The following is a 21,347-nucleotide window of genomic DNA, read 5'->3' as shown; positions in this document are numbered from 1 at the left end:
CAAACAACAAAGGCGAGGCCATATGGCTTCGCCTTTTTCGTTTCGCTGGAATATTGGGGAGCGCCTTATTCGGCGGCAATCGGTTCGATATTTGCCGTTACAGCTGCTGCATCATCACAATCGCAATTGCCGCAGGTCTTTGCCTGAAGCAGCTCAGCACGCATATGGCAGGCGCATTTACCACATTGCGGTGCGCATCCATGGAAACGGAACACGTCCGCCGGACGTGTTGCCCCGCCCTGCTCGGCGGCATGGCGGACGTCTTTTTCCTTGAGCGCATTACAAATGCAGACATACATGGTGCGATTGCAATCAGTTATTAATTACGTGAAATCACCTCTAAATTAAATGCGAATGGTTTTCAAACACTTTTGCAACAAATCCGGACAAAAAAATTCCCCACAAAGACGAACGCCTGCGGGGAATTTCCAAAAAACTGTTTTATCACAAGGTGATCGGTGTATCAGGCCGTTGCAATGTGGCTGACGACCTTGGTCACACCTTTGATCCGGCGCACGATGGAAAGCACCTTTTCAAGCTCTGCACTGCTTTGTGCTTCGCCCATGATGTAGACGACATTCTGCACTGACTGCCAACGATAGTTGACGGAGCTCACACCTTTTTCGGCCAATAACAATGCCTTGATCTGACTTTCGATCCAGACATCGGATACCGACTGGGTGGCCGAATCCGTCGGGACGGCATTCTTGCCGTATTCGTCTTCGGCCGCATGGTAGGCATCAATCGTTTCCTGATCGGCAATCACCAGATGGTCATGGACGGTTTTGATGCGGTTGTCCTGTTTGACCAGCGACATGACGTCGTAATACTTGCCCTTGGAATCCACCATGCCGGTGACCATGACATTCTGTTCCCAGATATCGATATTCACATCCATCAGATAGGTGTGATCAACCTTGGAGAACTCACCAAGGATGCCGGACTTGATCTGGGTATCGAGCCACTGGTCATTGCCTGTGCGGTCTTCCAACGGCATCTGCAACGGCCCACAAGCCGCAAGCGGCACCGCCAACAGCGCACATACCGATACCGTTTTCAGGACACGGCCAAAACCGCGGGTCACCTTGATCATTCCTGTTCTCCTTGTTCATGCCTGCCCGACATGGGTCAATCTTCTTGCGTCAGTTCCAACGCCGCAGGACGTGAACTGTTCCGGCCAATAGCTATTGCAGCCAATTTTGACGAAAAAAAGCCCGACCTTATGTAAGCCGGACGCATCCTACATCAGAGTTCATGAATAAAAGATAGAAAAATGGACCGGAAATTCCTTTCCGGTCCATTTGCAGAAGTCACGATTACAAGGCCGACAGCCTAGCTTTGATCAATCTTCTTCCATCGACATCAGGGATGCGTTACCCCCGGCAGCCGTGGTGTTGATCGTGATCGTCTTTTCGGTGGCAAAGCGATGCAGGAAGGCCTCATCAGGCAGTGCACCGTCATCCTCGGCCCCGCTATCGGAAATCAGCGACAGGATCGCGCCATCGCGTTTCGCCAGCAGCTGCTTGAACGAGGTCACCCGATCAAGGGTGGCGACACAGGATACCCCGGCGATGTCACCATCATACATGGCACCAAGACCGGTATTGGTCCCGACGGCCTTCACAAGCTTCGCCGGAAGACCTGCCTGTTGGGCCAGTGCCGGAATATCGGCAAGCCACTTCTGATCACCAGCCAGGATCACCGCATTGCCCGCGGCCAAGGCCGCCCCCAAATGACGTATAATCTTTGCCGGTTCGACGTCCTTGTCCGCCTGCACCAGATAAACCCCACGCCCCTGACAATAAAGGTCATTGGTTTCGCCGGTCGGCCCGGGCATCCGGGTCGGCGCGACAAAGCCGTTTTCCGAAAGGGCGGCAAAGTTCGCGACATGATCCGCACCCGCCATCAATGCATCATTCCCCGATGCATCCATTTTGGCCGACAGCTTTTCAAGGATGGTCACGCGCGCGTTGCCATCAGTTGCCTGCCATTCTTCCTGAGCTGCCAACATCGCGGCATATTCGTTGGCCGCAATGACGTCCTTGACGATGATCGGCGCGCGGTCGTCCGAGGCCGTATCGTTGGAAATGGTCTGGGCATGCGCAATCGGCTTGGCAAAGCGTTCGACATAGTGCGGACCACCGGCCTTTGGACCGGTACCCGATTTACCCTGCCCGCCGAACGGCTGAACACCAACCACCGCACCGATCTGGTTACGGTTTACGTAACAGTTGCCAACACGCAGCTTCTGGGAAATCTCCCGCACGGTGGTATCGATACGTGAATGGATCCCCAGCGTCAGGCCGTAACCCGATGCATTGATCTGATCAAGAATCTTGGGCAGGTCACGCGCCTTGTAGCGCACCATATGCACGACCGGGCCGAACACTTCGCGTTCCAGCACCTCGATCGACGGAATTTCGAAGCAATGCGGGGCAAAGAAATTGCCGCCTTGGCATTCAGGAAGTGTGTCACAGGCATGCAGAAGCTTGGCTTCCTTTCTCATGCGCTCGGCATGGGCTTCCAGCACCTTGCGCGATTTCTCGTCAATCACCGGACCGACATCGATATCAAGGAACTTCGGATCACCAACCCGCAGTTCCTTCATCGCGCCGACCAGCATGTCGCACAGCTTATCGGCAATGTCTTCCTGCACGAACAGCACACGAAGGGCCGAACAACGCTGACCCGCCGACTGGAAGCCGGAAATGATCGCGTCCTGCACCACCTGTTCTGGGAGTGCGGTCGAATCCACAATCATCGCGTTCTGACCACCGGTTTCCGCAATCAGCGGCAATGGCACGCCCGGGCGCTTTGCCAGCGCCTGGTTGATGACCTGTGCGGTTTCGGTCGAGCCGGTAAAGGCCACACCGGCAATGCGCGGGTCATTGATCAGCTGATTACCGATCACACGGCCCGGCCCCGGCACCAGCTGGAATGCCGATCCCGGCACACCGGATTCAAGGATCAGTTCTGCCGCACGGGCGGCAACCAGTGAAGTCTGCTCTGCCGGCTTGGCAATGACAGCATTTCCTGCTGCCAGTGCTGCTGTCACCTGACCAAGGAAGATCGCCAGCGGGAAGTTCCACGGGCTGATGCAAACGATCACGCCACGACCTTCAAGCGGGCTGCCTTCGCGGAAGGTTTCCTCTGCCCGGTTGGCATAATAGCGGCAGAAATCGACGGCCTCACGCACCTCGGCAACGCCATCAAGGTAAAGCTTGCCTGCTTCGCGCTGACAAAGGGCGATGAACTCGTCCATGTTTTCTTCAAGCAGATCACCCAGACGGCGCAGCGCCTTTGCCCGGTCGCTTGCCGGTGTCTTGTTCCAGGTTTCATAACCCTTCACGGCTGCGACAACGGCGGCCTCAACATCGGCCTCGGTCGCCTGAACAAGGTCACCGACCTTTTCATTCAGTTTCGCCGGGTTGATGACATCAATCGGGGTGCCCGATACCAACTTGCCATCAATCAGCGGCGCTGCGTTCCAGGTTTTGTCCTTGATCTCGGCAAGCTTGGCACTCAGCGGCAAAAGCTTTTCGGTATCGGTCAGGTCAATCCCGCGCGAGTTCACACGCGTTGCACCATAAAGGTCAATCGGCGCCGGGATCTTCGGATGGCCTTTGCGCGGAAGGGCTGCCATCTTTTCGATCGGATCGGCGATCATTTCCTCGATCGGCAGTTGTTCGTCCTGAATACGGTTCACAAAGCTGGTGTTGGCCCCGTTTTCAAGCAGACGACGCACCAGATAGGCCAGAAGGTCTTCATGGGTACCGACCGGTGCGTAAACACGGCACGGTACGTTCTCACCGTTCTTATCGACGATCTGCTCATAAAGTGCTTCGCCCATGCCATGCAGGCGCTGGAATTCAAAGGTGCGGTCATTGCCCGCCATCTCAAGGATTGACGCCACGGTATGCGCGTTGTGGCTTGCGAACTGGCAATAGAACGCATCGCGACGCGACAGCATCAATTTGGCACAGGCCAAATAGGACACATCGGTCGATGCCTTGCGGGTAAAGACCGGATAACCGTCAAAGCCGTTTTCCTGACTGAATTTGACTTCGGTATCCCAGTACGCGCCCTTCACAAGGCGGACCATCATCTTACGCCCGACCTTGGTCGAAAGATCCGCCAGCCATTCCAGAACGTGATAGGCACGCTTCTGATAGGCTTGAACCGCCAAACCATAACCTTCCCAGCCATCAAGATCCGGATCGGCAAAGACCGTACCGATAACATCAAGCGACAGGTCAAGACGGTTGGCTTCCTCGGCATCGACGGTGAAGCCGATATCGTATTTCTTCGCCAGCAGCGCCAGTTCCTTAAGCCGCGGGGTCAGTTCACTCATTACCCGTTCGTAGTTGGCAAAGTCATAGCGCGGATGGATCGCCGACAGCTTGACCGAAATACCCGGACTGTCGATCGGGCCGCGACCATTGGCAACGCGGCCAATATCGTGAATGGCAGTTTCGTATGCCTTATAATAGCGATCTGCATCCTTCATTGTGCGGGCGGCTTCGCCCAGCATGTCATAGGAATAGCGATAGCCTTTTTCCTCATTCGCCTTGGCGCGTTCGGATGCTTCGTCAATGGTGCGGCCCATCACGAACTGGCGGCCCATGATGCGCATCGCGTGATTGAACGCCTTGCGAATGACCGGCTCGCCCGAACGACCGATCATGCGTTTGATCAGACGGCTGGGATCAGCCTTTTCGGCCTTGCCAAACTTGATCACCCGCCCGGTCAGCATCAGCCCCCAGGTCGATGCGTTGACAAAGAAGCTGTCGGAATGGCCCAGATGGCTTTGCCAATCGGCATCAAACAGCTTGTCCTGAATAAGTTTGTCGGCGGTGACCGCATCGGGCACACGCAGCAATGCCTCGGCCAGGCACATCAGGATGACGCCTTCCTTGCTGGAAAGCTCGTATTCGTGCAGCAGGGCATCTATGCCGCTTTTGCCGTTATCGGCACTGCGCACGCGGGCAACCAGCTGATAGGCGCGGCCCTGAACACGTGCGGTCTGTTCCGGGGAAAGACGCGCGGTTTCGATCAGGCGTTCAACGACGGCCTCTTCATCAGCGCGATAGGAATCGCGGATCGTCTGGCGGATTTTGTTCGGTTGGGGCAAGTCGGTACGGAACATGTTTTAAAGCCTCTCCCTGATGTTGGACTTTTGCCGACCCCGAAGAACGCACGTTTTTCCAAGCGCTTCGGAGCCTTTTGCACCTCTATGGCGACAGACAATATTATTTCATCCGAAAAATGTGCTGCCATTTTTGGCTAAATTACGATATATCATCCACGGATTTTATATTCTTGTAGTCACAAACACTGGCTGGATATTTAAAATGCAGAAGAACCACAAAAGCTTGGACAAGATCGACAAACAGATCCTCCGCGAGCTGCAAAATGATGGTCGCATGTCCAATGTTGAACTGTCGCGCCGGGTCAATCTAAGCCCGACCCCGTGCCTTGAACGTGTGCGCCGCCTTGAACAAAACGGCTTTATTACCGGCTATATGGCGACACTCGATCCGCGAAAGCTTAACCAGTCGCTGGTGGTCTTCGTTGAAATCACCCTTGATCGTACCACACCTGACGTTTTTGACGTTTTTGCGGCCGCGATCAAAAAGCTGCCAGAGATCGAAGAATGCCACATGGTCGCGGGCGGTTTCGACTATCTTGCCAAGCTAAGGGTTGAGGACATGTACGCCTATCGCGAGTTCCTCGAACGTCTGTCTTCGGTTCAGGGGGTCGGTCAGACTCATACATATGTTGTGATGGAAGAAGTAAAAGTCCGGCCGGGCATCGTTATTCCGTGATTTCACTTTTTTGTTGATTCGCAACAACTTAATAGATCAAGATCACGCCCACCAAAGCAGACAGAAGATCTGTAGGGCAAAGTTGTTGTTCAAACAAAAACGGAAAACGGGTGCAGGAACATGTCTGAAGTCAGCTTCTATTTCGATTTCTCGTCACCTTATGGCTACCTTGCCGCCGAACGGATGGAAGAGTTCGAAAAGCGTCTTGGCGTTACGGTGGTCTGGCGCCCCTTCATGATTGGCGCGGCCTTCAAGCAGACCGGGCAAAGCCCGCTTCTCGATCAGCCGATCCGTGGCCCCTATTTCCGACATGACATGGAACGCTGCGCACGGTTGCAAAATGTTCCGTTCCAAATCCCGACGAACTTTCCATATGCCGCACTGGTACCGACCCGGGCCTATTACTGGCTTGAATCGCGTTCGCCAATGCTGGCACGCAAGTTTGCCATGGATATCTATCGCGGCTATTTCGGCGACGGGCTTGATATGGCCAACCCGGAAAATGTCTTTGCCGCCGCGACCCGCCATTCTATCAATGCCAGCGAAATGCGCGCTGCCGTCGAATCCCAGAAATGGAAAGACCATGTCCGCGCCGTTACCGAAGATGCGATTGCCATGGGCGCATTCGGCTCGCCTTTCTTCTTTTACGAAGACGAACCCTTCTTCGGAAATGACCGCATTGACCAGCTCGCCCAGTGGATTTCACTGCGCAAAGGGGCAGCCGGCAGCTTGATCGACGACCCTGCCGACTAACCAGCCCCACTCTAATCCAGCAAATGCTCTTGCGCGTTCTTGACTGACATCCAGACTCTCGCATTGCGATCAAGCGCCTGCTGCACATCCGCACGGGTCAACTTTTCATCTAGCAGCGCGACGGCCTGTCTGCCCCAGTCATTCTTGGTGCAGGCCACGTGATAATTGGTTTTTGTCGATGCCTCGCGAAATGGATGGGTGATGACCTTTGGCATTTTTGCATCCCGAGGCTTGAGCTTCTCGTTCAAAAGCAGCCAGGTAATCGCCCAAGGCGGTGCCAGTGAAAAGTCCACCCGCTCCATTTCAATCATCGACAGGATCGGCTCGATGAAATTCGGCGTTGGATGGCGGATCACGACAGACTCCCCCTCATAGCTCTGGATGATCTCATCAATCCCGTCGCCATAAGATATGCCCGCCCCGACCCCGACAACAAAACCATCCCCAAGCAATTGCCTGAGCGAGACATTTTCATCAATTTTATCGCGCAGTTTCTTGTTGCTGGCAGCATAAACCAGATGACTGGTATCAAGCACAGCAGTCGGATGATCGGTGAAATAGACGAACTCTTCGCGCTCGGAGGTTTTGATTAGTCCGGGCACGCAATAGTTGCCCGATTTTATCAAGCTGAACAGTCGGGCTATGTTTGCATGCCCCTCAACCATCCCCGGACCGGCTTCATGCCCCAAAAGGGCTTTCACGATACCGCCATGCACCCCCTTGCCAGCCAGCGGACCACTCGAAATGCCGATCGGTGGAACATCAGCCTTGAGCCAATGAATATTGCTTACGGCTTCCTGCGCTTGCACCGGCGCTGTGGCGAAAGGGCCTGCAAGCACCGACAAAAACATAAGCCAGATCAAAGCCGTATAAGATTTTTCTTTTTTACGCCAACCAAACTCGAGCACGAACCATCTCCATGTGTCTCCAAACATGAGTGTATTCTGCGAAGGCGCCCCCTGTAAACAAAACCGACTAGGTGCGCCGCAGCAAAAAGCAACCTTCATTGCATTGAAATTCCTGCATTCTTTCGACCAACGAAGGGCCTATCAAACGCTTCATAATCAGCGCATTTGCAGCATATATATAATTTCGGTACTAAAATACCGATTTAATATTGACGTTTACGTAAACTTCACCCATAACAACAGCCATAAACACCCTGCACGCGGGCCCGATTGCCCACAACAAAAACGGTGAAAACGGACGATGACGGTACTGAAATCTGCGGTGAACGCCCGTTCAGAAGAATTCCGCAACAATGCCGACCATATGGAAAAACTGGTCGCCGATCTTCGTGATCAGATTGCGACGGTCAAACTGGGCGGCGGCGAACGCGCCCGCGATCGCCATACCGGTCGCGGGAAGCTCCTGCCACGTGAACGCATTCGCCAGCTTCTTGATATTGGCTCACCGTTTCTCGAACTCTCCCAGCTTGCCGCCCATGGCATGTATGGTGACGAGGACGTCCCGGCAGCGGGCATCATTACCGGCATCGGCCGGGTATCGGGCGTTGAATGCGTGATTGTCGCCAATGATGCGACGGTCAAGGGTGGATCCTACTACCCGATGACCGTAAAGAAGCATTTGCGCGCACAAGAAATCGCGCTGGAAAACAACCTGCCCTGCATCTATCTGGTCGATAGCGGTGGGGCCAACCTGCCGCGCCAGGATGATGTTTTCCCCGACCGTGATCATTTCGGACGGATCTTCTTTAACCAGGCAACCATGTCATCTAAGGGCATCCCGCAGATCGCGGTTGTCATGGGGTCCTGCACGGCGGGTGGTGCCTATGTCCCCGCAATGTCTGATGAAAGCATCATTGTCCGCAAACAGGGCACGATTTTCCTCGGCGGTCCGCCGCTGGTGAAGGCCGCGACCGGTGAAGTCGTCTCGGCCGAGGAGCTTGGCGGGGCAGATGTTCATTGCAAGACGTCCGGTGTCACCGATCATTATGCGCAGGATGACAGCCATGCGCTGTCGATTGCACGCGACGTGGTCAAGAACCTGAACTGGACCAAGAACCCCGGTCTGACCTTGACCGAACCGCGCACACCCGCCTATGACCCGCGCGAGATTTATGGCGTGGTACCGACCGACACCAAAAAGCCCTATGACGTTCGCGAAATCATTGCCCGCATCGTTGACGGCTCCGAGTTTGATGAATTCAAGGCGCAATACGGCACAACCCTTGTCACCGGATTTGCCCGCATCTTTGGCTATCCGGTCGGCATCGTTGCCAATAACGGCATTCTGTTTTCCGAAAGCGCGCTCAAGGGTGCGCATTTCATCGAACTATGTGCCCAACGTGGCATTCCGCTGGTGTTCCTGCAAAACATCACCGGTTTCATGATCGGCCGCAAATATGAAAGCGGCGGCATCGCCAAGGATGGCGCCAAACTGGTCACCGCTGTTGCCACCGCCAATGTCCCGAAATTCACCGTTCTGATTGGTGGTTCGTTCGGCGCTGGGAACTATGGCATGTGTGGCCGCGCCTATAGCCCGCGCTTCCTGTGGATGTGGCCAAATGCCCGCATCTCTGTCATGGGGGGTGAGCAGGCCGCCAACGTTCTGACGCAAATCCGCGCCGATGCTATGGAAAAACGCGGCGAAAGCTGGCCGGAAGCCGAACAGGAAGAATTCAAGGGCCCGATCCGCGATCAGTACGAAGAACAGGGTCATCCATACTACGCGTCCGCGCGCCTTTGGGATGACGGTGTGATTGATCCGGCCGATACCCGCATGGTTCTGGGCCTTGGCCTGTCGGCGGCACTCAACAAACCGGTCGAAGATACCCGGTTTGGCGTGTTTAGAATGTGAGGTCGCCATGAGCAATGTAAACACCGATAACATTTCTGATGCCGCACTGTGTGAAATTGCGGACAATGGCGTTGCGACCATCACACTCAACCGCCCGGAAATTCACAACGCGTTTGATGATGTCCTGATTGCCGACCTGACCGCCAAGATCGAGGCACTTGATGCCGATCGTGCGGTCCGCGTGATCATCCTGACCGGGGCGGGGAAAAGCTTTTCAGCTGGTGCCGACCTGAATTGGATGAAGCGCATGGCGGGCTATAGCCATGCCGAAAACCTTGCCGATTCCCGCGCACTTGCCAAACTGATGAAGGTTTTGAATTTCGCATTAAAGCCGACCATTGCCCTGGTCAATGGCGCGGCGTTTGGTGGCGGAGTTGGTCTGGCCGCATGTTGTGACATCGTGATTGCATCGGATCGTGCCAACTTCTGCTTATCGGAAGTCAAGCTGGGCCTGATCCCGGCGGTGATTTCACCCTATGTCGTTGAGGCCATCGGGGTTAATCAGGCACGGCGTTATTTCCTGACCGCTGAGCGCTTTGACGCCAAAACTGCCCAGCAAATCGGGCTGGTGCATGAAATAACCACACCCGATGAACTGGCAGCACGCGGACAGGATATGGCGAAGCTTCTGCTGGCCAATGGTCCGGATGCCATGCATGCCGCCAAGAACCTGATCTACGCGGTTGCCAACAAGCCGATTTCGGATGCCGTGATTGACGACACCGCACAACGTATTGCCGATCAACGGGCAAGCGACGAGGGCCGCGAAGGTGTCGGTGCCTTTCTGGAAAAACGTCCCGCGAACTGGAGCAAGAAATAACATGCCGCGCAAACTTCTGATCGCCAACCGCGGTGAGATCGCCTGCCGTGTGATCAAGACCGCCCGCCGCATGGGAATTGCCACGGTTGCCGTTTATTCCGATGCCGACGCCAATGCCCTGCATGTCAAACATGCCGACGAGGCCTATCATATTGGCGCGCCCGCGCCCAAAGACAGCTATCTGCGTACCGACCGCTTGCTTGAGGTCATCGCGCAATCGGGTGCCGATGCTGTTCATCCTGGTTATGGCTTCCTGTCGGAGAATGCCGGTTTTGCCGATGCGCTGGAAAAGGCCGGATGTGTTTTTGTCGGCCCGCCGGCAAGTGCCATCCGCGCGATGGGATCAAAATCCGAAGCCAAGAAAATCATGGGCAAGGCCGGTGTGCCGCTGGTCCCGGGCTATCATGGCGAGGACCAGGACCCTGACCTTTTGGCCGCAGAGGCCGACAAGATCGGCTATCCGGTTCTGATCAAGGCGTCGGCTGGCGGCGGCGGCAAAGGCATGCGTGCGGTTGAAACCGCCGCCGATTTCAAGGATGCGCTGATCAGCTGCAAACGCGAAGCTGCGAGCAGCTTTGGCGATGATCATTGCCTGATTGAAAAACTGATCGTCAAACCGCGCCATGTCGAAATTCAGGTCTTTGCTGACAGTCATGGCAACGCCGTTTACCTGTTTGAGCGCGATTGCTCCTTGCAGCGCCGCCACCAAAAGGTGATTGAAGAAGCCCCTGCCCCGGGCATGAGCGAAGAACTCCGCGCCCAGATGGGCAAGGCCGCCGTCGATGCCGCCAAGGCGATTGGCTATCAGGGGGCCGGCACGGTTGAATTCCTGCTTGATGCATCGGGTGCGTTCTATTTCATGGAAATGAATACCCGTCTTCAGGTCGAACATCCGGTGACCGAAAAGATCACTGGCGAAGATCTGGTGGAATGGCAGCTGCGTGTGGCCGATGGCGAAAAACTGCCAAAGGCGCAGGAAGACCTGTCGATCAACGGGCACGCCTTTGAAGTGCGCATCTATGCCGAAGATCCGCAAAATGACTTCCTGCCGGCAACCGGCAAGCTTGTTCATATGCGCATGCCGCGTGAAACCGATCATGTGCGGGTCGATACCGGCGTTTATGAAGGCGGCGAAGTATCGATCCATTATGACCCGATGATCGCCAAGCTGATCACGTGGGATGTGGATCGCAAGGCAGCACTGCGCCGTATGGCAACAGCCCTTAATGACGTACAGATCGTCGGTGTCACGACCAATACCGGCTTCCTTGGCAATATCGCCCGCCATCCCGCCTTTGAACGTGGCGAGGTCGAAACCGGCTTCATCCCGAACTATCAGGATGACCTGATCCCCGCACCCAGCACCCCCGATAACGAGGCACTGGCGTTTGCAGCCCTCGATATCCTGCTGACCCGCGATGTGGAGGCCGCCGCCCACGCAGCCCAAAGCAGCGATCCCTATTCCCCCTGGCACAGCACGGCGGGATTCAGGCTTAATGACGACAACCATCACGACCTGATCCTGCGTCATGATGGGTCGGACATGCTGGTGAAGGTGCATTACCGCGATCAGGGCTATGTCATCGACATGCCCGATGGTAGCGCTATCATCGCCCGCGCCGAACGCGATGAAAACGGCGCCATCGTTGCAAGTCTTGATAACGTTCGCAAACGTGCCACCGTCCTGCGCGATGGTAATCGTCTGATGATATTCCGCGATGGTCGCTCGGACCGTCTGGACATCTTTGATCCGCTGGCAGCTGCTGGCGGGGCAGAGGGCACTGGTGGCGGCCTGACAGCCCCGATGCCGGGCAAGATCATTGCCGTGATGGCCGAGGCCGGCCAGGCGGTCACGGCTGGTGACAAGCTTGTCGTGATGGAAGCGATGAAAATGGAACACACCATTTCCGCCCCTGTATCGGGCACGGTCAAGGAAGTGTTCTTTGGCGTCGGCGATCAGGTCGATGATGGCGCGGAGCTGATCGCGATTGAGGAGGCCGAATAATGGCCCTGATTTCCGATCTGCCAAGCCGCGTCAAAATCGTTGAAGTCGGCCCGCGTGACGGGCTTCAGAACGAAAAGGTGATGGTTCCGACCGCGACCAAGGTCGAGCTGATCCACCGCCTGAATGACGCCGGATTATCCGTGATCGAAGCCACCGCCTTTGTCAGTCCGAAATGGGTACCGCAAATGGCCGACGCGACCGATGTCATGGCGCAAATCACCCGCAAAGCAGGTGTGACCTATCCCGTGCTGGCGCCGAACATGAAGGGCCTTGAGGCTGCGATTGCCGCAGGCGCAACGGAGGTTGCTGTTTTTGGGGCCGCGTCCGAAAGCTTCTCGCAAAAGAATATCAACTGTTCGATCTCTGAGAGCCTTGATCGCTTCCGCCCGGTGGCAGATGCCGCACGCAAAGCAGGCCTTGCCGTGCGGGGTTATGTCTCTTGCGTTTTGGGTTGCCCCTATGAAGGTGATATCGCGCCTGAAAAAGTCGCAGAGGTCGCAAAGGCACTTTATGACATGGGCTGCTATGAAATCAGTCTGGGCGACACCATCGGCACCGGCACACCGACCAAGGCACAGGTGATGATCGACGCCGTTGCCAAACATGTCCCCATCGAAAAGCTCGCCGCGCACTTCCATGACACCTATGGTCAGGCGCTCGCCAACCTGCTGGCCGTGCTGCAAATGGGTGTTGCCACCATCGACAGTTCCGTCGCTGGTCTGGGCGGCTGCCCCTATGCCAAGGGGGCCAGTGGCAATGTCGCAACCGAGGATGTTGTCTATATGCTGAACGGGCTTGGGATTGAGACCGGTATCAATCTTGAAAAGCTTGCCGAGACAGGAAGCTGGATTTGTGATCAGATAGGAAAATCAAGCGCATCGAAGGTCAATCTGGCCTTGGCAGCACAGAGATAACCAGCAGGGAACGAGTGGATGGGCCCGTCAAAATACAGCTTCCGACGGGCCACCCCAAATGATCTGCCGATGATTGGCCGCTGGCTGCATGTGCCGGAAGTTGTCCGCTGGTGGGGCGAACCCGGCGAGCAGATTGAACTGATTTCCGAAGATGTCGAACTGGCCGAGATGGCGACACTGATTGTGTCATACCGCAATCGGCCCTTTGCCTTTGTCCAGCATTACGACGCCCATCAATGGCCACAGGCGCATTTTGATCCCCTGCCCCAAAACACCCGCTGTCTTGATGCCTTTATCGGCGTGCCCGACATGATGGGGTGCGGGCATGGGCAGATGTTTTTGAAAATGCTGACTGCGCAGTTGTTCGAACGTGGCGCCCCTATGATTGGGATTGATCCCGATCCCGAAAACGAACGCGCCATTCGCTGCTATGAGGCGATTGGCTTTGTGGCCGGGCGGGAATATGACACCGCCAAGGGCCCGTGCCTTTTGATGACGCTTGATGCCCGCAATCAGAAACAAAGCTGATCTTTCTACGACCAAATCACCCAGCATTCCCACGTCCAGCCAAGGACTTATGCGGCCCCGATTGCAACGATTGATCTGACTGCGGTTTGTGGCACGCCAGCCTGTAGCTGACTATGCCAGTTAAGGCACCAAACAACACAATAGCTGCGACCTGCCCCCACAAAACTCCCACGGCCCCGAAATAGATGCTACCCAACCAGACGAGCGGAATCACGCCAAGAAACTCCTTGGCAAGATCGGCAAGCATCGCAAGGTTAGGCCGCCCGGTAACGTTAAAGAAGGTATGGGATGAAAACTGCAGGCCCAAAAACATGTAAAGCGGCGCAATCGCCCTACAGAACAGCCCCAGCAGGTTTCCGGTTTCCGGTGTGGTGCGAAACAGTTCCGCCAATTGGTCAGACAGCACAAACAAGAGTGCCGATACCGCCAGACCATAGACAACAATCAGCCCCCAGACCGAATGCCAGATGGCGCGAACACGATCCGTGCGTTTGGCGGAAAAATTCTGTCCGAAGATCGGCCCGATAGCCTGGGGCAAGGCCATGTAACCGACAAAGGCAAATGGCGCGATGCGTTCTATGATCGCCATTGCCGCGACGGCATCTGACCCAAACTTTGCCATCGATGCCATGATAAAACCGCTGGCAATTGGCGGGCCGGTTTTAGCCAACCCCACCGGCACGGTGACCTTGGCAATTTCGCGAACATCGTGCACGAATAAAGCACCGTTAAAACGGCCCAGCATATTGTGCACATTGCGCACGCCATAAAACGCGATCACCATGATCACGATGCGCGATATCACGGTGGCCCAGGCGGCACCTTCCACCCCCCAGCCAAAACCAAAGATGAAGATGGGATCAAGCACACCGTTGGTGATCGCCCCTGCGATCTTTGCCCACATCGATCGTTGTTTGGCCCCGATCACCCGTAAAAGCGCACCGGAGGACATGCTAAGCACCAGAATGGGCAGACAAAGCATGACGATCTGCAGATAACTTGTACCAAGTTCATGGACGCGTCCGGATGCGCCAAGCCAGACAAGCATCGTTGGTGCGCCCCACCAAATCGCCCCTGTCATCAGAACCGAAAGAACGACACCAAAAAGCAGAATATGCGTTGCCATCATACGCGCGCGGTAACGGTCACCGATCCCTTCGGCCCGTGACACAAGTGCGGTCATCGACGTCGACACCCCAAGCGATATCGCCAGCGTGAAAAATATCAACGGCCACGCGAAGCCAAGTGCGGCAACAATATCGACATCACCCAGAAGGCTCAGAAAGAACAGATCGAGCGCATCGACAGCCACCATCGCGACAAGCGCAAGCATACTTGTTGACGCCATGCTCAGGATATGGTGCAGAACCGAACCACCGATAAAATACTGCTGCTGCAACGCCATTTTATGTTTGATCCGTCACGGTTGAAAAAGTGAGGCATCAATCGTTTTTGAAAGAGCTTGCAGATGTGTCGGCACTGATAAGGAACTTGTGCCGCTGCCGTCTTGAAAGACGTTCTGTTTCTGCCGCCGATATTTGTTGTTTCGCCGCAAGGCTCAGATCCGTTCCAGCCTTCCATTTCGCCGCGATGACGCTTGGATTTTGCGGGCAGAACTCATTTAGCCGGGCAATAACATGATGCTGCACACGGCCAGCCTCGGGAAACTTCCGGTCCGTCCAGAAGCGTTTGCGCGGACGGAAATACCCGACCTCATCAAGAAACGAAACGCCGAAATAGTGGCAAGACTCAAGCGAATTGTAGAATTGTTCATCAAAGACAAAACTGCCGTCCTTGCGCATCGAATGCGTCAGGCACCAGTCCAGCATCCCGTCAAGCTGCGTTGATGCGAAATCCTGTTGAGCTGGTGTCATATGCGACCAGCCATGACGGAATATTTTCGCGACATCATAGTTGTTGTGGTTGTTAAAGTTACCACGGCTCCGCCAGCCGACCGGATATTCCTCACCACGCCGTTCAAGGGTTGTTCGGATCAGGCTTGGCCAATGGCGAACATCCCCCTTCCGATAGGACACAATGTGGAACGTAAAACTCAGGTCATCATAGCGATGGGTTTTACCCTCCGAACAATACCATGGGCCCCAGTAACCGGTTTCCGGGTTCTGAATATCGTCGAGGAAATCGGTAAAGGCCTTGATATAAGCATCATCAAGCGCGATCCCGCGCACATGTTCGCGGGCAAAATTGCGCAGGCGCGGCTTGAAGCAAAGCTGCGCCAGACAGCACAAGACCGATCCCAGTTCATCACGTTTGTTGCGCCCGGTTGCGGCAATATCCGACACCAGAAGATCTTCGAGATAGGCGCGCATTTTCGGGATGGTTGATACCGGCTCCAGAAAATGGAGCGGATGGCGCGGTGCGCGTTTTTCAGTCGCCAGTTCATGCAGACGCACAATAGTCGCATCAAACTTGTGATGAAACTCGGTATATTGCCAACCCCAAGATCCATCGACCGATGATTGGCGCGCAACATAGCTTTGATCAGTTTCGTCAAAGCTGTTTTCAAGACGGGCAACCAGACTATCAAGGCGCGGCCAATACGCCGTGTAGCGTGAAAGCCACTTGGCATAGATGTAGAGCTGCTGGGAAGCCAACATCGTACGACTATATTCGCTAAATCGGCTCAATGTGCCAGCTATGACACCAAGGCGATCCTTATATCTCCGAACTTTATCATGATAGGTATGGTCATAACGGGTGAAATCCCGCTTGATCATGCATCCATCCATCGCATGTCCAATCGCCAACACAGAAAAAATCGCTGACTACGGGCACCCCTCTTAATAGAGAAGTCAGCCGTCGCCATCATAGCCGAACTATTCACTAAAGCGACCGCGCACGTGGACAAAAGAAAAGGTTGTTTCAAAGACTCAATAGCAAGGCCCACGATCGCAAACTCGTACCAACCACAACAACTTATAAGTTGTTGTGCGCACCGGAGCAAACATCCATTAATTGCCCCCCGTATCCACGTAAAGATTTTACACGAGGCGTCCTTTTTCCTTTTACAAGAATAATTTGTCAGAAGTTAGGCTCGTCGAAGCAGCAAAAATAACGGGCACCCGTTTGGGTGCCCGAAAGATGGACCAAAAATATTCAATCGAAATGCAGAGGGTAAGGTCAGTTGATCAAGATGCTTTCTGACCTAGCGCCGCGCGACGACGTTCGCGCAATGATTGCGCGGTGACTCGGCCATCGCCAGTCGGTTGATAATAAACCGACATTTCCTTAAGTGCGGCACGCACCTTGTTCAGCGCCACTTCGCCTTCGACCTTAAGGTCATAAGAATCAAATCCGCAGCGATGCATATAAAGGATCTGATCACGCAGAACGTCGCCAACCGCGCGAAGCTCGCCGGTGAAGCCCATGCGTTCGCGCAGCACCCGGCCATAGGAATATCCGCGGCCATCGGTATAGGCCGGGAAATTGACCGTGATGATCGACAGGCGATCCAGATCATCCGCCAGATCTTCCGGTGCGTCGCCCGGGTTCAACTGAACACCAAGCCCACCATTGCGACCCAGAAGGCTGTCGCGCTCTTCCTTGAAACGTTCGAGCGGTACAATCAGGTTTTCATCGCTCGACGGCAGGTCGCCTTCGGCGTCAACCGTGATCCATTCCTGTTCGATCAGGCTGTCATTCTTAACGATCGCCATAAAGAACCTCCTTGAACGGATCCATGCCGACACGACGATAGGTGTCGATGAAGCGTTCACCGCCGTCGCGGATATCAATGTATTTCGTCACCAGGCTTTCAATGGCATCGACCACCTCGGCCTCGGAGAAACCGGCACCGGCGATCTTGCCGATCGAGGCATCCTGGCTGGCGTCACCACCAAGGGTGATTTGATAGAATTCCTTGCCGCGTTTATCGAGGCCAAGAATGCCGATATGACCGACATGGTGATGCCCGCAGGCATTGATGCAGCCGGAAATCTTGATCTTGAGCTCGCCGATATCATGCTGACGATCAAGGTCGCTGAACCGTTCGGAAATACGCTGAGACAGCGGGATCGAACGCGCCGTCGCCAGCGCGCAGTAATCAAGACCCGGGCAGGAAATGATGTCGGTGACATAGCCAAGGTTGGCCGTGCCGAGGTTATCGGCATCAAGGGCGGTCCAGAGCGCGAACAGATCAGCCTTTTTGACGTGCGGCAGAACAAGGTTCTGTTCGTGGGTCACACGCACATCGCCAAAGCTGTATTTTTCCGAAAGATCGGCAACCAGTTCCATCTGGGTATCGGTCGCATCACCCGGAATGCCGCCAATCGGTTTCAGCGACACGTTGGCAATCGCATAGCCCGGCTGTTTGTGTTCGATAACGTTCGAACGCACCCAGTTGGCGAAACGACGGTTTTCGGACTTGTGACGTTCGAAATCGGCGTCGTCATCGGCAAGGGTTTCAAACGCCGGCGGGGCGAATTGTTCGATGTAATGAGCGATTTCCGCATCATCAACGCGCAGCGACCCGTCCTTGATCTGGGACCATTCCTCTTCAACAAGTTCGCGGATTTTATCAATGCCTTCCTCGTGGACGAGGATCTTGATACGCGCCTTGTACTTGTTATCACGACGGCCAAAGCGGTTATAAACGCGCAGGATCGCTTCGAGATACGAGAACAGATCGTTCTTGCCGATGAAGTCGCGAATGGTCTTGCCAACAAACGGTGTCCGGCCAAGACCACCACCGACAATGACTTCAAAACCGGTTTCGCCCGCATCGTTCTGATGCATGCGCAGGCCAATATCATGGACCTTCACCGCCGCACGGTCATTGGGCGATCCGGTAACAGCGATCTTGAACTTACGCGGAAGATAGGTGAATTCCGGGTGGAAGGTCGACCACTGACGGATCAGTTCGCAATAAGGACGCGGATCCTCGATCTCATCGGCTGCGGCACCGGCATACTGGTCGGTCGTGGTGTTACGAATGCAGTTGCCTGATGTCTGAATGGCGTGCATTTCAACCTTGGCAAGGTCAAGCAACGCATCAGGAATCTCATCAAGCTTCGGCCAGTTATACTGGATGTTCTGGCGCGTGGTGAAGTGGCCATAGCCCTTGTCATAGACCCGCGCAATCATGCCAAGCTGACGGAGCTGGTCAGCGCGCAGCGTGCCGTAGGGAACAGCAACGCGCAGCATATAGGCATGAAGCTGCAGATAGACACCGTTCATCAGACGCAGCGGACGGAACTGTTCCTCGGTAATGTCACCGGCAAGGCGGCGTTTTACCTGTTCGCGGAACTGTTCGGTGCGTTCATGAACAAGCTGGCGGTCAAAATCGTCATAACGATACATCGGGGCTCTCCTTATACCGCCTGATAGCCAAGGTCTTCGCGGACGCTTGGGCCTTTGGTGCGCAGAACTTCGCGGTATTTTGTCGGCATAAGATCCGAGCCCTGCTGTTCGACATCAATCAGGTACGGACCGACGATGACGATATCGAGTTCGGGTGCACTGGCCTCGGCCAGAAGCGCATCTGCGGCTTCCTTGCCTTCGGCGGTGCGGGCATCGTTGATGTTTTCGCTCCAACTACCATCGCTGGTCAGGAACACCACCAACCCGTCATCCAGACGGTTTGCCGTGACAACTTGCAGGGACATTCGGTTCTCTCAGCCTGTAAATCTCTCGGGTTTGGTCCTGTTATGGACCTTTTCTGCACCAGAATTTGGCTGACTAGCCCTTATTGGTCAAGTTTTTTTGTGAAATATGATAAATTACACTTTATTTTGTGTTTTAATAATCCACTATTGACCGCTTGGCGTACGGGTTTTACCTCATCAGTCATTGAACACCATCGCACAAGAAACCTTCCTGTTATGCCCTTGAACATCATCAAACTGAGTGTCGGCACCGATAGCCCCGAAAGCCTGAAGGAATGGCAGACCTATTTTCAGGCCATGCACGGACGGATTTTCCACACCACACGCATGACGCCCAAGCGCAAGGAAGAGATTCTTGATGGCGGATCCATATACTGGGTGATCAAGGGGGCGGTGCGGTGCCGCCAGCGGGTCATCGATCTTGAGGAATTCGTCAATGAAGAAGGCACGAAGTATTGCCGCATCGTACTGGACGAAGAACTGATTGCCACCCGCCCCTATCCGCATCGCGCGTTTCAGGGATGGCGCTATTTCCCAGATGACAAATGCCCACCCGATGAAAAACAGGGCGGCGGTGCAGATGCCCTGCCCGATGACATGGCCGATGAATTGCGTGACCTTGGCCTGATCTGAGGCGCACCTTACGCCAGTGTATTTTCCTCGTCCGGGTCAATCTCGCGCAGCATCTCGGAGACTTCATTTTTAAGCCAGTCGACAAACGCCTTCACGCGTGGGCGCCTAAGGTGTTCTTCGGGATACACCAGATAATAGGCCCCGCTTGATGCAACGCTTTGCGGGAACGGCCGCACCAGGTTGCCTGCCGCCAGATCAAGTGCAGCCAAGCTTGTGCGTGCCATGGCAATCCCCTGCCCCATCAGGGCTGCCTGAATGACCATATCGCCGGAATTAAACCGCAGACCGCGACTGACATCGACACCTTCAGCACCAACGCCCTTAAGCCAGAATTCCCAATCAGCCGCATGCGGGTGATCAATAAAGGTGGTCGCGTCATGCAGCAACTGATGCCCGGCGACGTCAGCCGGGTCTTTTGACACCGGATGGGCCGCAAGGTACGCCGGACTGCAAACCGGGAAAGACTCGTCACGCATCAGCATCTCGCAGACAAGCCCGGGATAGTTACCACTGCCAAACCGTACAGCCAGATCGATGCCCTCGGTCCGCAGATCAACAAGCCGGTCATCGGCATGAATGCGCACATCGATATCAGGATAGGCATCGCGAAAATGTCCAAGGCGCGGCACCAGCCACTTCACGGCAAAGCTTTGCAGGACGCTGACCGTTACCACACCGGTTTCCTCCACCAGCATCAGGCGTTCGATTTCATCAGCGATGCGTGAAAACCCGGCCGTGGTTGCTTGGGCCAATTGCGCGCCTTCTTCGGTCAGGTGGATCTGACGGGGCAACCGATGGAACAGCTTGAAACCCAGATATTCCTCAAGCTGGCGGACCTGCTGGCTGATCGCGCCCTGGGTCACAAACAGTTCTTCGGCAGCCTTGGTAAAGCTCAGATAGCGGGCAGCGGCATCAAAGGCACGCACGGACTGCAAAGGCGGAAGCCGCATGAATATTGCTCCAATCACATGGATTAGCATTTCTAATCCATGTGATCAGAAATACTCGTTTGTTCCCTGCGCAATATAGGCGCACTATGCCTTCAACAGCAAACATTGCATTAGCAGTATTAACTCATGGAGAGAATGATGGCTTATTCCCTTAGCCCTGCTCCGTCTGCCGTGGAGCGCCAACCAAAAGCATCGATCAGTACGTCCTTCATCAATCTTGTTGGTCGCCTGAATGACCTGAGCAACCAGTTTTCACGCTTTCTTGCCGTTCGTGAAGAACGCCGGATGTTGCTGAAAATGTCTGATCATCAACTTTCGGACATCGGCATCACCCGCGCCCAGGCCGAAGAAGAATACCGGCAGTCTTTCAAACTGCGCTAACCCCGCACGGGATCAATCCGGCGCCACACCGCCCCCACGGAAAATTGCCGGGATTGATCCCCCCTTCGTGCCACCGCACAACCTGCCCGCTGCC

The 21,347-nt window shown here is 55.1% G+C and carries 19 protein-coding genes; 9 read left to right on the top strand and 10 right to left on the bottom strand.

The features are described 5' to 3' along the window. Nucleotides 1–65 precede the first annotated feature (65 nt). The 3 genes from UF64_RS04685 to putA all read right to left on the bottom strand — a co-directional run bounded on the left by UF64_RS04685 (nucleotide 66) and on the right by putA (nucleotide 5,146). Nucleotides 66–299, bottom strand: a complete 234-nt coding sequence (locus tag UF64_RS04685) for a bacterioferritin-associated ferredoxin (RefSeq protein ID WP_044827462.1) — start codon at nucleotides 297–299, stop codon at nucleotides 66–68. A gap of 164 nt (nucleotides 300–463) precedes the next feature. After that, nucleotides 464–1,093 carry a BON domain-containing protein gene (locus tag UF64_RS04680; RefSeq protein WP_044827461.1) on the bottom strand — a complete coding sequence of 210 codons (630 nt, stop codon included), beginning with the start codon at nucleotides 1,091–1,093 and terminating at the stop codon, nucleotides 464–466. Between the two features lie 249 nt (nucleotides 1,094–1,342). Continuing rightward, a complete protein-coding gene (putA, locus tag UF64_RS04675; RefSeq protein ID WP_044827460.1) occupies nucleotides 1,343–5,146 on the bottom strand; it encodes a bifunctional proline dehydrogenase/L-glutamate gamma-semialdehyde dehydrogenase PutA in 3,804 nt (1,267 codons plus the stop codon). 205 nt (nucleotides 5,147–5,351) lie between these two features. Between putA and UF64_RS04670 the strand changes: the two genes are divergently transcribed. Both UF64_RS04670 and UF64_RS04665 read left to right on the top strand, forming a co-directional pair. After that, on the top strand, nucleotides 5,352–5,825 hold the full coding sequence (locus tag UF64_RS04670; RefSeq protein WP_008890579.1) for an Lrp/AsnC ligand binding domain-containing protein: 474 nt from the start codon (nucleotides 5,352–5,354) through the stop codon (nucleotides 5,823–5,825). Nucleotides 5,826–5,945: 120 nt separating this feature from the next. Continuing rightward, complete coding sequence (locus UF64_RS04665) at nucleotides 5,946–6,578, top strand: 2-hydroxychromene-2-carboxylate isomerase (protein ID WP_044827459.1); 633 nt, start codon at nucleotides 5,946–5,948, stop codon at nucleotides 6,576–6,578. Between the two features lie 11 nt (nucleotides 6,579–6,589). On the opposite strand, the gene UF64_RS04660 is transcribed toward UF64_RS04665, so the two are convergent. Further along, entirely contained in the window at nucleotides 6,590–7,585 is a 996-nt protein-coding gene (locus tag UF64_RS04660; RefSeq protein ID WP_152630602.1) for a hypothetical protein, read from the bottom strand. A gap of 202 nt (nucleotides 7,586–7,787) precedes the next feature. Between UF64_RS04660 and UF64_RS04655 the strand changes: the two genes are divergently transcribed. Genes UF64_RS04655 through UF64_RS04635 form a run of 5 tightly spaced genes read left to right on the top strand, consistent with a single transcriptional unit; the run spans nucleotide 7,788 to nucleotide 13,665 of the window. Next, complete coding sequence (locus UF64_RS04655) at nucleotides 7,788–9,398, top strand: carboxyl transferase domain-containing protein (protein WP_044827457.1); 1,611 nt, start codon at nucleotides 7,788–7,790, stop codon at nucleotides 9,396–9,398. Between the two features lie 7 nt (nucleotides 9,399–9,405). Continuing rightward, complete coding sequence (locus UF64_RS04650) at nucleotides 9,406–10,218, top strand: enoyl-CoA hydratase/isomerase family protein (RefSeq protein ID WP_044827456.1); 813 nt, start codon at nucleotides 9,406–9,408, stop codon at nucleotides 10,216–10,218. Between the two features lies 1 nt (nucleotide 10,219). Beyond that, a complete protein-coding gene (locus UF64_RS04645) occupies nucleotides 10,220–12,223 on the top strand; it encodes an acetyl/propionyl/methylcrotonyl-CoA carboxylase subunit alpha (protein WP_044827455.1) in 2,004 nt (667 codons plus the stop codon). After that, the gene (locus UF64_RS04640; RefSeq protein WP_044827454.1) at nucleotides 12,223–13,137 is read left to right on the top strand and encodes a hydroxymethylglutaryl-CoA lyase; all 915 of its coding nucleotides are present in this window, start codon (nucleotides 12,223–12,225) and stop codon (nucleotides 13,135–13,137) included. Before UF64_RS04645 ends, UF64_RS04640 begins: the two co-directional genes overlap by 1 nt. An 18-nt stretch (nucleotides 13,138–13,155) precedes the next feature. After that, nucleotides 13,156–13,665, top strand: coding sequence for a GNAT family N-acetyltransferase (locus UF64_RS04635; protein ID WP_044827453.1), 510 nt, complete (start codon nucleotides 13,156–13,158; stop codon nucleotides 13,663–13,665). Between the two features lie 16 nt (nucleotides 13,666–13,681). Here the strand turns inward: UF64_RS04635 and UF64_RS04630 are convergent, their stop codons facing one another. The 5 genes from UF64_RS04630 to UF64_RS04610 all read right to left on the bottom strand — a co-directional run bounded on the left by UF64_RS04630 (nucleotide 13,682) and on the right by UF64_RS04610 (nucleotide 19,289). After that, on the bottom strand, nucleotides 13,682–15,070 hold the full coding sequence (locus tag UF64_RS04630; protein ID WP_044827452.1) for an MATE family efflux transporter: 1,389 nt from the start codon (nucleotides 15,068–15,070) through the stop codon (nucleotides 13,682–13,684). 37 nt (nucleotides 15,071–15,107) lie between these two features. Then, nucleotides 15,108–16,283, bottom strand: coding sequence for a hypothetical protein (locus UF64_RS04625; RefSeq protein ID WP_235284962.1), 1,176 nt, complete (start codon nucleotides 16,281–16,283; stop codon nucleotides 15,108–15,110). A 531-nt stretch (nucleotides 16,284–16,814) separates the two neighbouring features. Then, nucleotides 16,815–17,342, bottom strand: coding sequence for a DUF934 domain-containing protein (locus UF64_RS04620; RefSeq protein WP_044827450.1), 528 nt, complete (start codon nucleotides 17,340–17,342; stop codon nucleotides 16,815–16,817). After that, nucleotides 17,329–18,984 (bottom strand): nitrite/sulfite reductase, encoded by a 1,656-nt coding sequence (locus tag UF64_RS04615; protein ID WP_044827449.1) that lies wholly within the window; start codon nucleotides 18,982–18,984, stop codon nucleotides 17,329–17,331. Before UF64_RS04615 ends, UF64_RS04620 begins: the two co-directional genes overlap by 14 nt. A gap of 11 nt (nucleotides 18,985–18,995) precedes the next feature. Further along, a complete protein-coding gene (locus UF64_RS04610; protein WP_044827448.1) occupies nucleotides 18,996–19,289 on the bottom strand; it encodes a DUF2849 domain-containing protein in 294 nt (97 codons plus the stop codon). A 216-nt stretch (nucleotides 19,290–19,505) separates the two neighbouring features. Here UF64_RS04610 and UF64_RS04605 point away from each other — a divergent pair, with 216 nt between their 5' ends. Beyond that, entirely contained in the window at nucleotides 19,506–19,922 is a 417-nt protein-coding gene (locus UF64_RS04605; RefSeq protein ID WP_044827447.1) for a DUF1489 family protein, read from the top strand. A gap of 8 nt (nucleotides 19,923–19,930) precedes the next feature. On the opposite strand, the gene gcvA is transcribed toward UF64_RS04605, so the two are convergent. Further along, a complete protein-coding gene (gene gcvA / locus UF64_RS04600) occupies nucleotides 19,931–20,872 on the bottom strand; it encodes a transcriptional regulator GcvA (protein WP_044827446.1) in 942 nt (313 codons plus the stop codon). A gap of 138 nt (nucleotides 20,873–21,010) precedes the next feature. On the opposite strand from gcvA, the gene UF64_RS04595 reads away from it, so the two are divergent. Next, a complete protein-coding gene (locus UF64_RS04595) occupies nucleotides 21,011–21,253 on the top strand; it encodes a DUF1127 domain-containing protein (protein WP_161794594.1) in 243 nt (80 codons plus the stop codon). Nucleotides 21,254–21,347: the final 94 nt, after the last annotated feature.

Source organism: Thalassospira sp. HJ (genome assembly GCF_000948415.1).
Classification (GTDB): domain Bacteria; phylum Pseudomonadota; class Alphaproteobacteria; order Rhodospirillales; family Thalassospiraceae; genus Thalassospira.
Note: the sequence above shows the minus strand (reverse complement) of the source record. Positions and strands in the feature narration are given on the sequence as shown.

Excerpts from the sequence above, each read along its gene's own strand:
- UF64_RS04610 (WP_044827448.1), bottom strand. The coding sequence starts at position 19,289 with ATGTCCCTGCAAGTTGTCACGGCAAACCGTCTGGATGACGGGTTGGTG.
- UF64_RS04680 (WP_044827461.1), bottom strand. The coding sequence starts at position 1,093 with ATGATCAAGGTGACCCGCGGTTTTGGCCGTGTCCTGAAAACGGTATCG.
- putA (WP_044827460.1), bottom strand. The coding sequence starts at position 5,146 with ATGTTCCGTACCGACTTGCCCCAACCGAACAAAATCCGCCAGACGATC.
- UF64_RS04665 (WP_044827459.1), top strand. The coding sequence starts at position 5,946 with ATGTCTGAAGTCAGCTTCTATTTCGATTTCTCGTCACCTTATGGCTAC.
- UF64_RS04650 (WP_044827456.1), top strand. The coding sequence starts at position 9,406 with ATGAGCAATGTAAACACCGATAACATTTCTGATGCCGCACTGTGTGAA.
- UF64_RS04655 (WP_044827457.1), top strand. The coding sequence starts at position 7,788 with ATGACGGTACTGAAATCTGCGGTGAACGCCCGTTCAGAAGAATTCCGC.
- UF64_RS04605 (WP_044827447.1), top strand. The coding sequence starts at position 19,506 with ATGCCCTTGAACATCATCAAACTGAGTGTCGGCACCGATAGCCCCGAA.
- UF64_RS04670 (WP_008890579.1), top strand. The coding sequence starts at position 5,352 with ATGCAGAAGAACCACAAAAGCTTGGACAAGATCGACAAACAGATCCTC.
- UF64_RS04595 (WP_161794594.1), top strand. The coding sequence starts at position 21,011 with ATGGCTTATTCCCTTAGCCCTGCTCCGTCTGCCGTGGAGCGCCAACCA.
- UF64_RS04660 (WP_152630602.1), bottom strand. The coding sequence starts at position 7,585 with ATGAAGGTTGCTTTTTGCTGCGGCGCACCTAGTCGGTTTTGTTTACAG.
- UF64_RS04635 (WP_044827453.1), top strand. The coding sequence starts at position 13,156 with ATGGGCCCGTCAAAATACAGCTTCCGACGGGCCACCCCAAATGATCTG.
- UF64_RS04620 (WP_044827450.1), bottom strand. The coding sequence starts at position 17,342 with ATGGCGATCGTTAAGAATGACAGCCTGATCGAACAGGAATGGATCACG.
- UF64_RS04615 (WP_044827449.1), bottom strand. The coding sequence starts at position 18,984 with ATGTATCGTTATGACGATTTTGACCGCCAGCTTGTTCATGAACGCACC.
- UF64_RS04685 (WP_044827462.1), bottom strand. The coding sequence starts at position 299 with ATGTATGTCTGCATTTGTAATGCGCTCAAGGAAAAAGACGTCCGCCAT.
- UF64_RS04640 (WP_044827454.1), top strand. The coding sequence starts at position 12,223 with ATGGCCCTGATTTCCGATCTGCCAAGCCGCGTCAAAATCGTTGAAGTC.
- UF64_RS04630 (WP_044827452.1), bottom strand. The coding sequence starts at position 15,070 with ATGGCGTTGCAGCAGCAGTATTTTATCGGTGGTTCGGTTCTGCACCAT.
- UF64_RS04625 (WP_235284962.1), bottom strand. The coding sequence starts at position 16,283 with ATGTTGGCTTCCCAGCAGCTCTACATCTATGCCAAGTGGCTTTCACGC.
- gcvA (WP_044827446.1), bottom strand. The coding sequence starts at position 20,872 with ATGCGGCTTCCGCCTTTGCAGTCCGTGCGTGCCTTTGATGCCGCTGCC.
- UF64_RS04645 (WP_044827455.1), top strand. The coding sequence starts at position 10,220 with ATGCCGCGCAAACTTCTGATCGCCAACCGCGGTGAGATCGCCTGCCGT.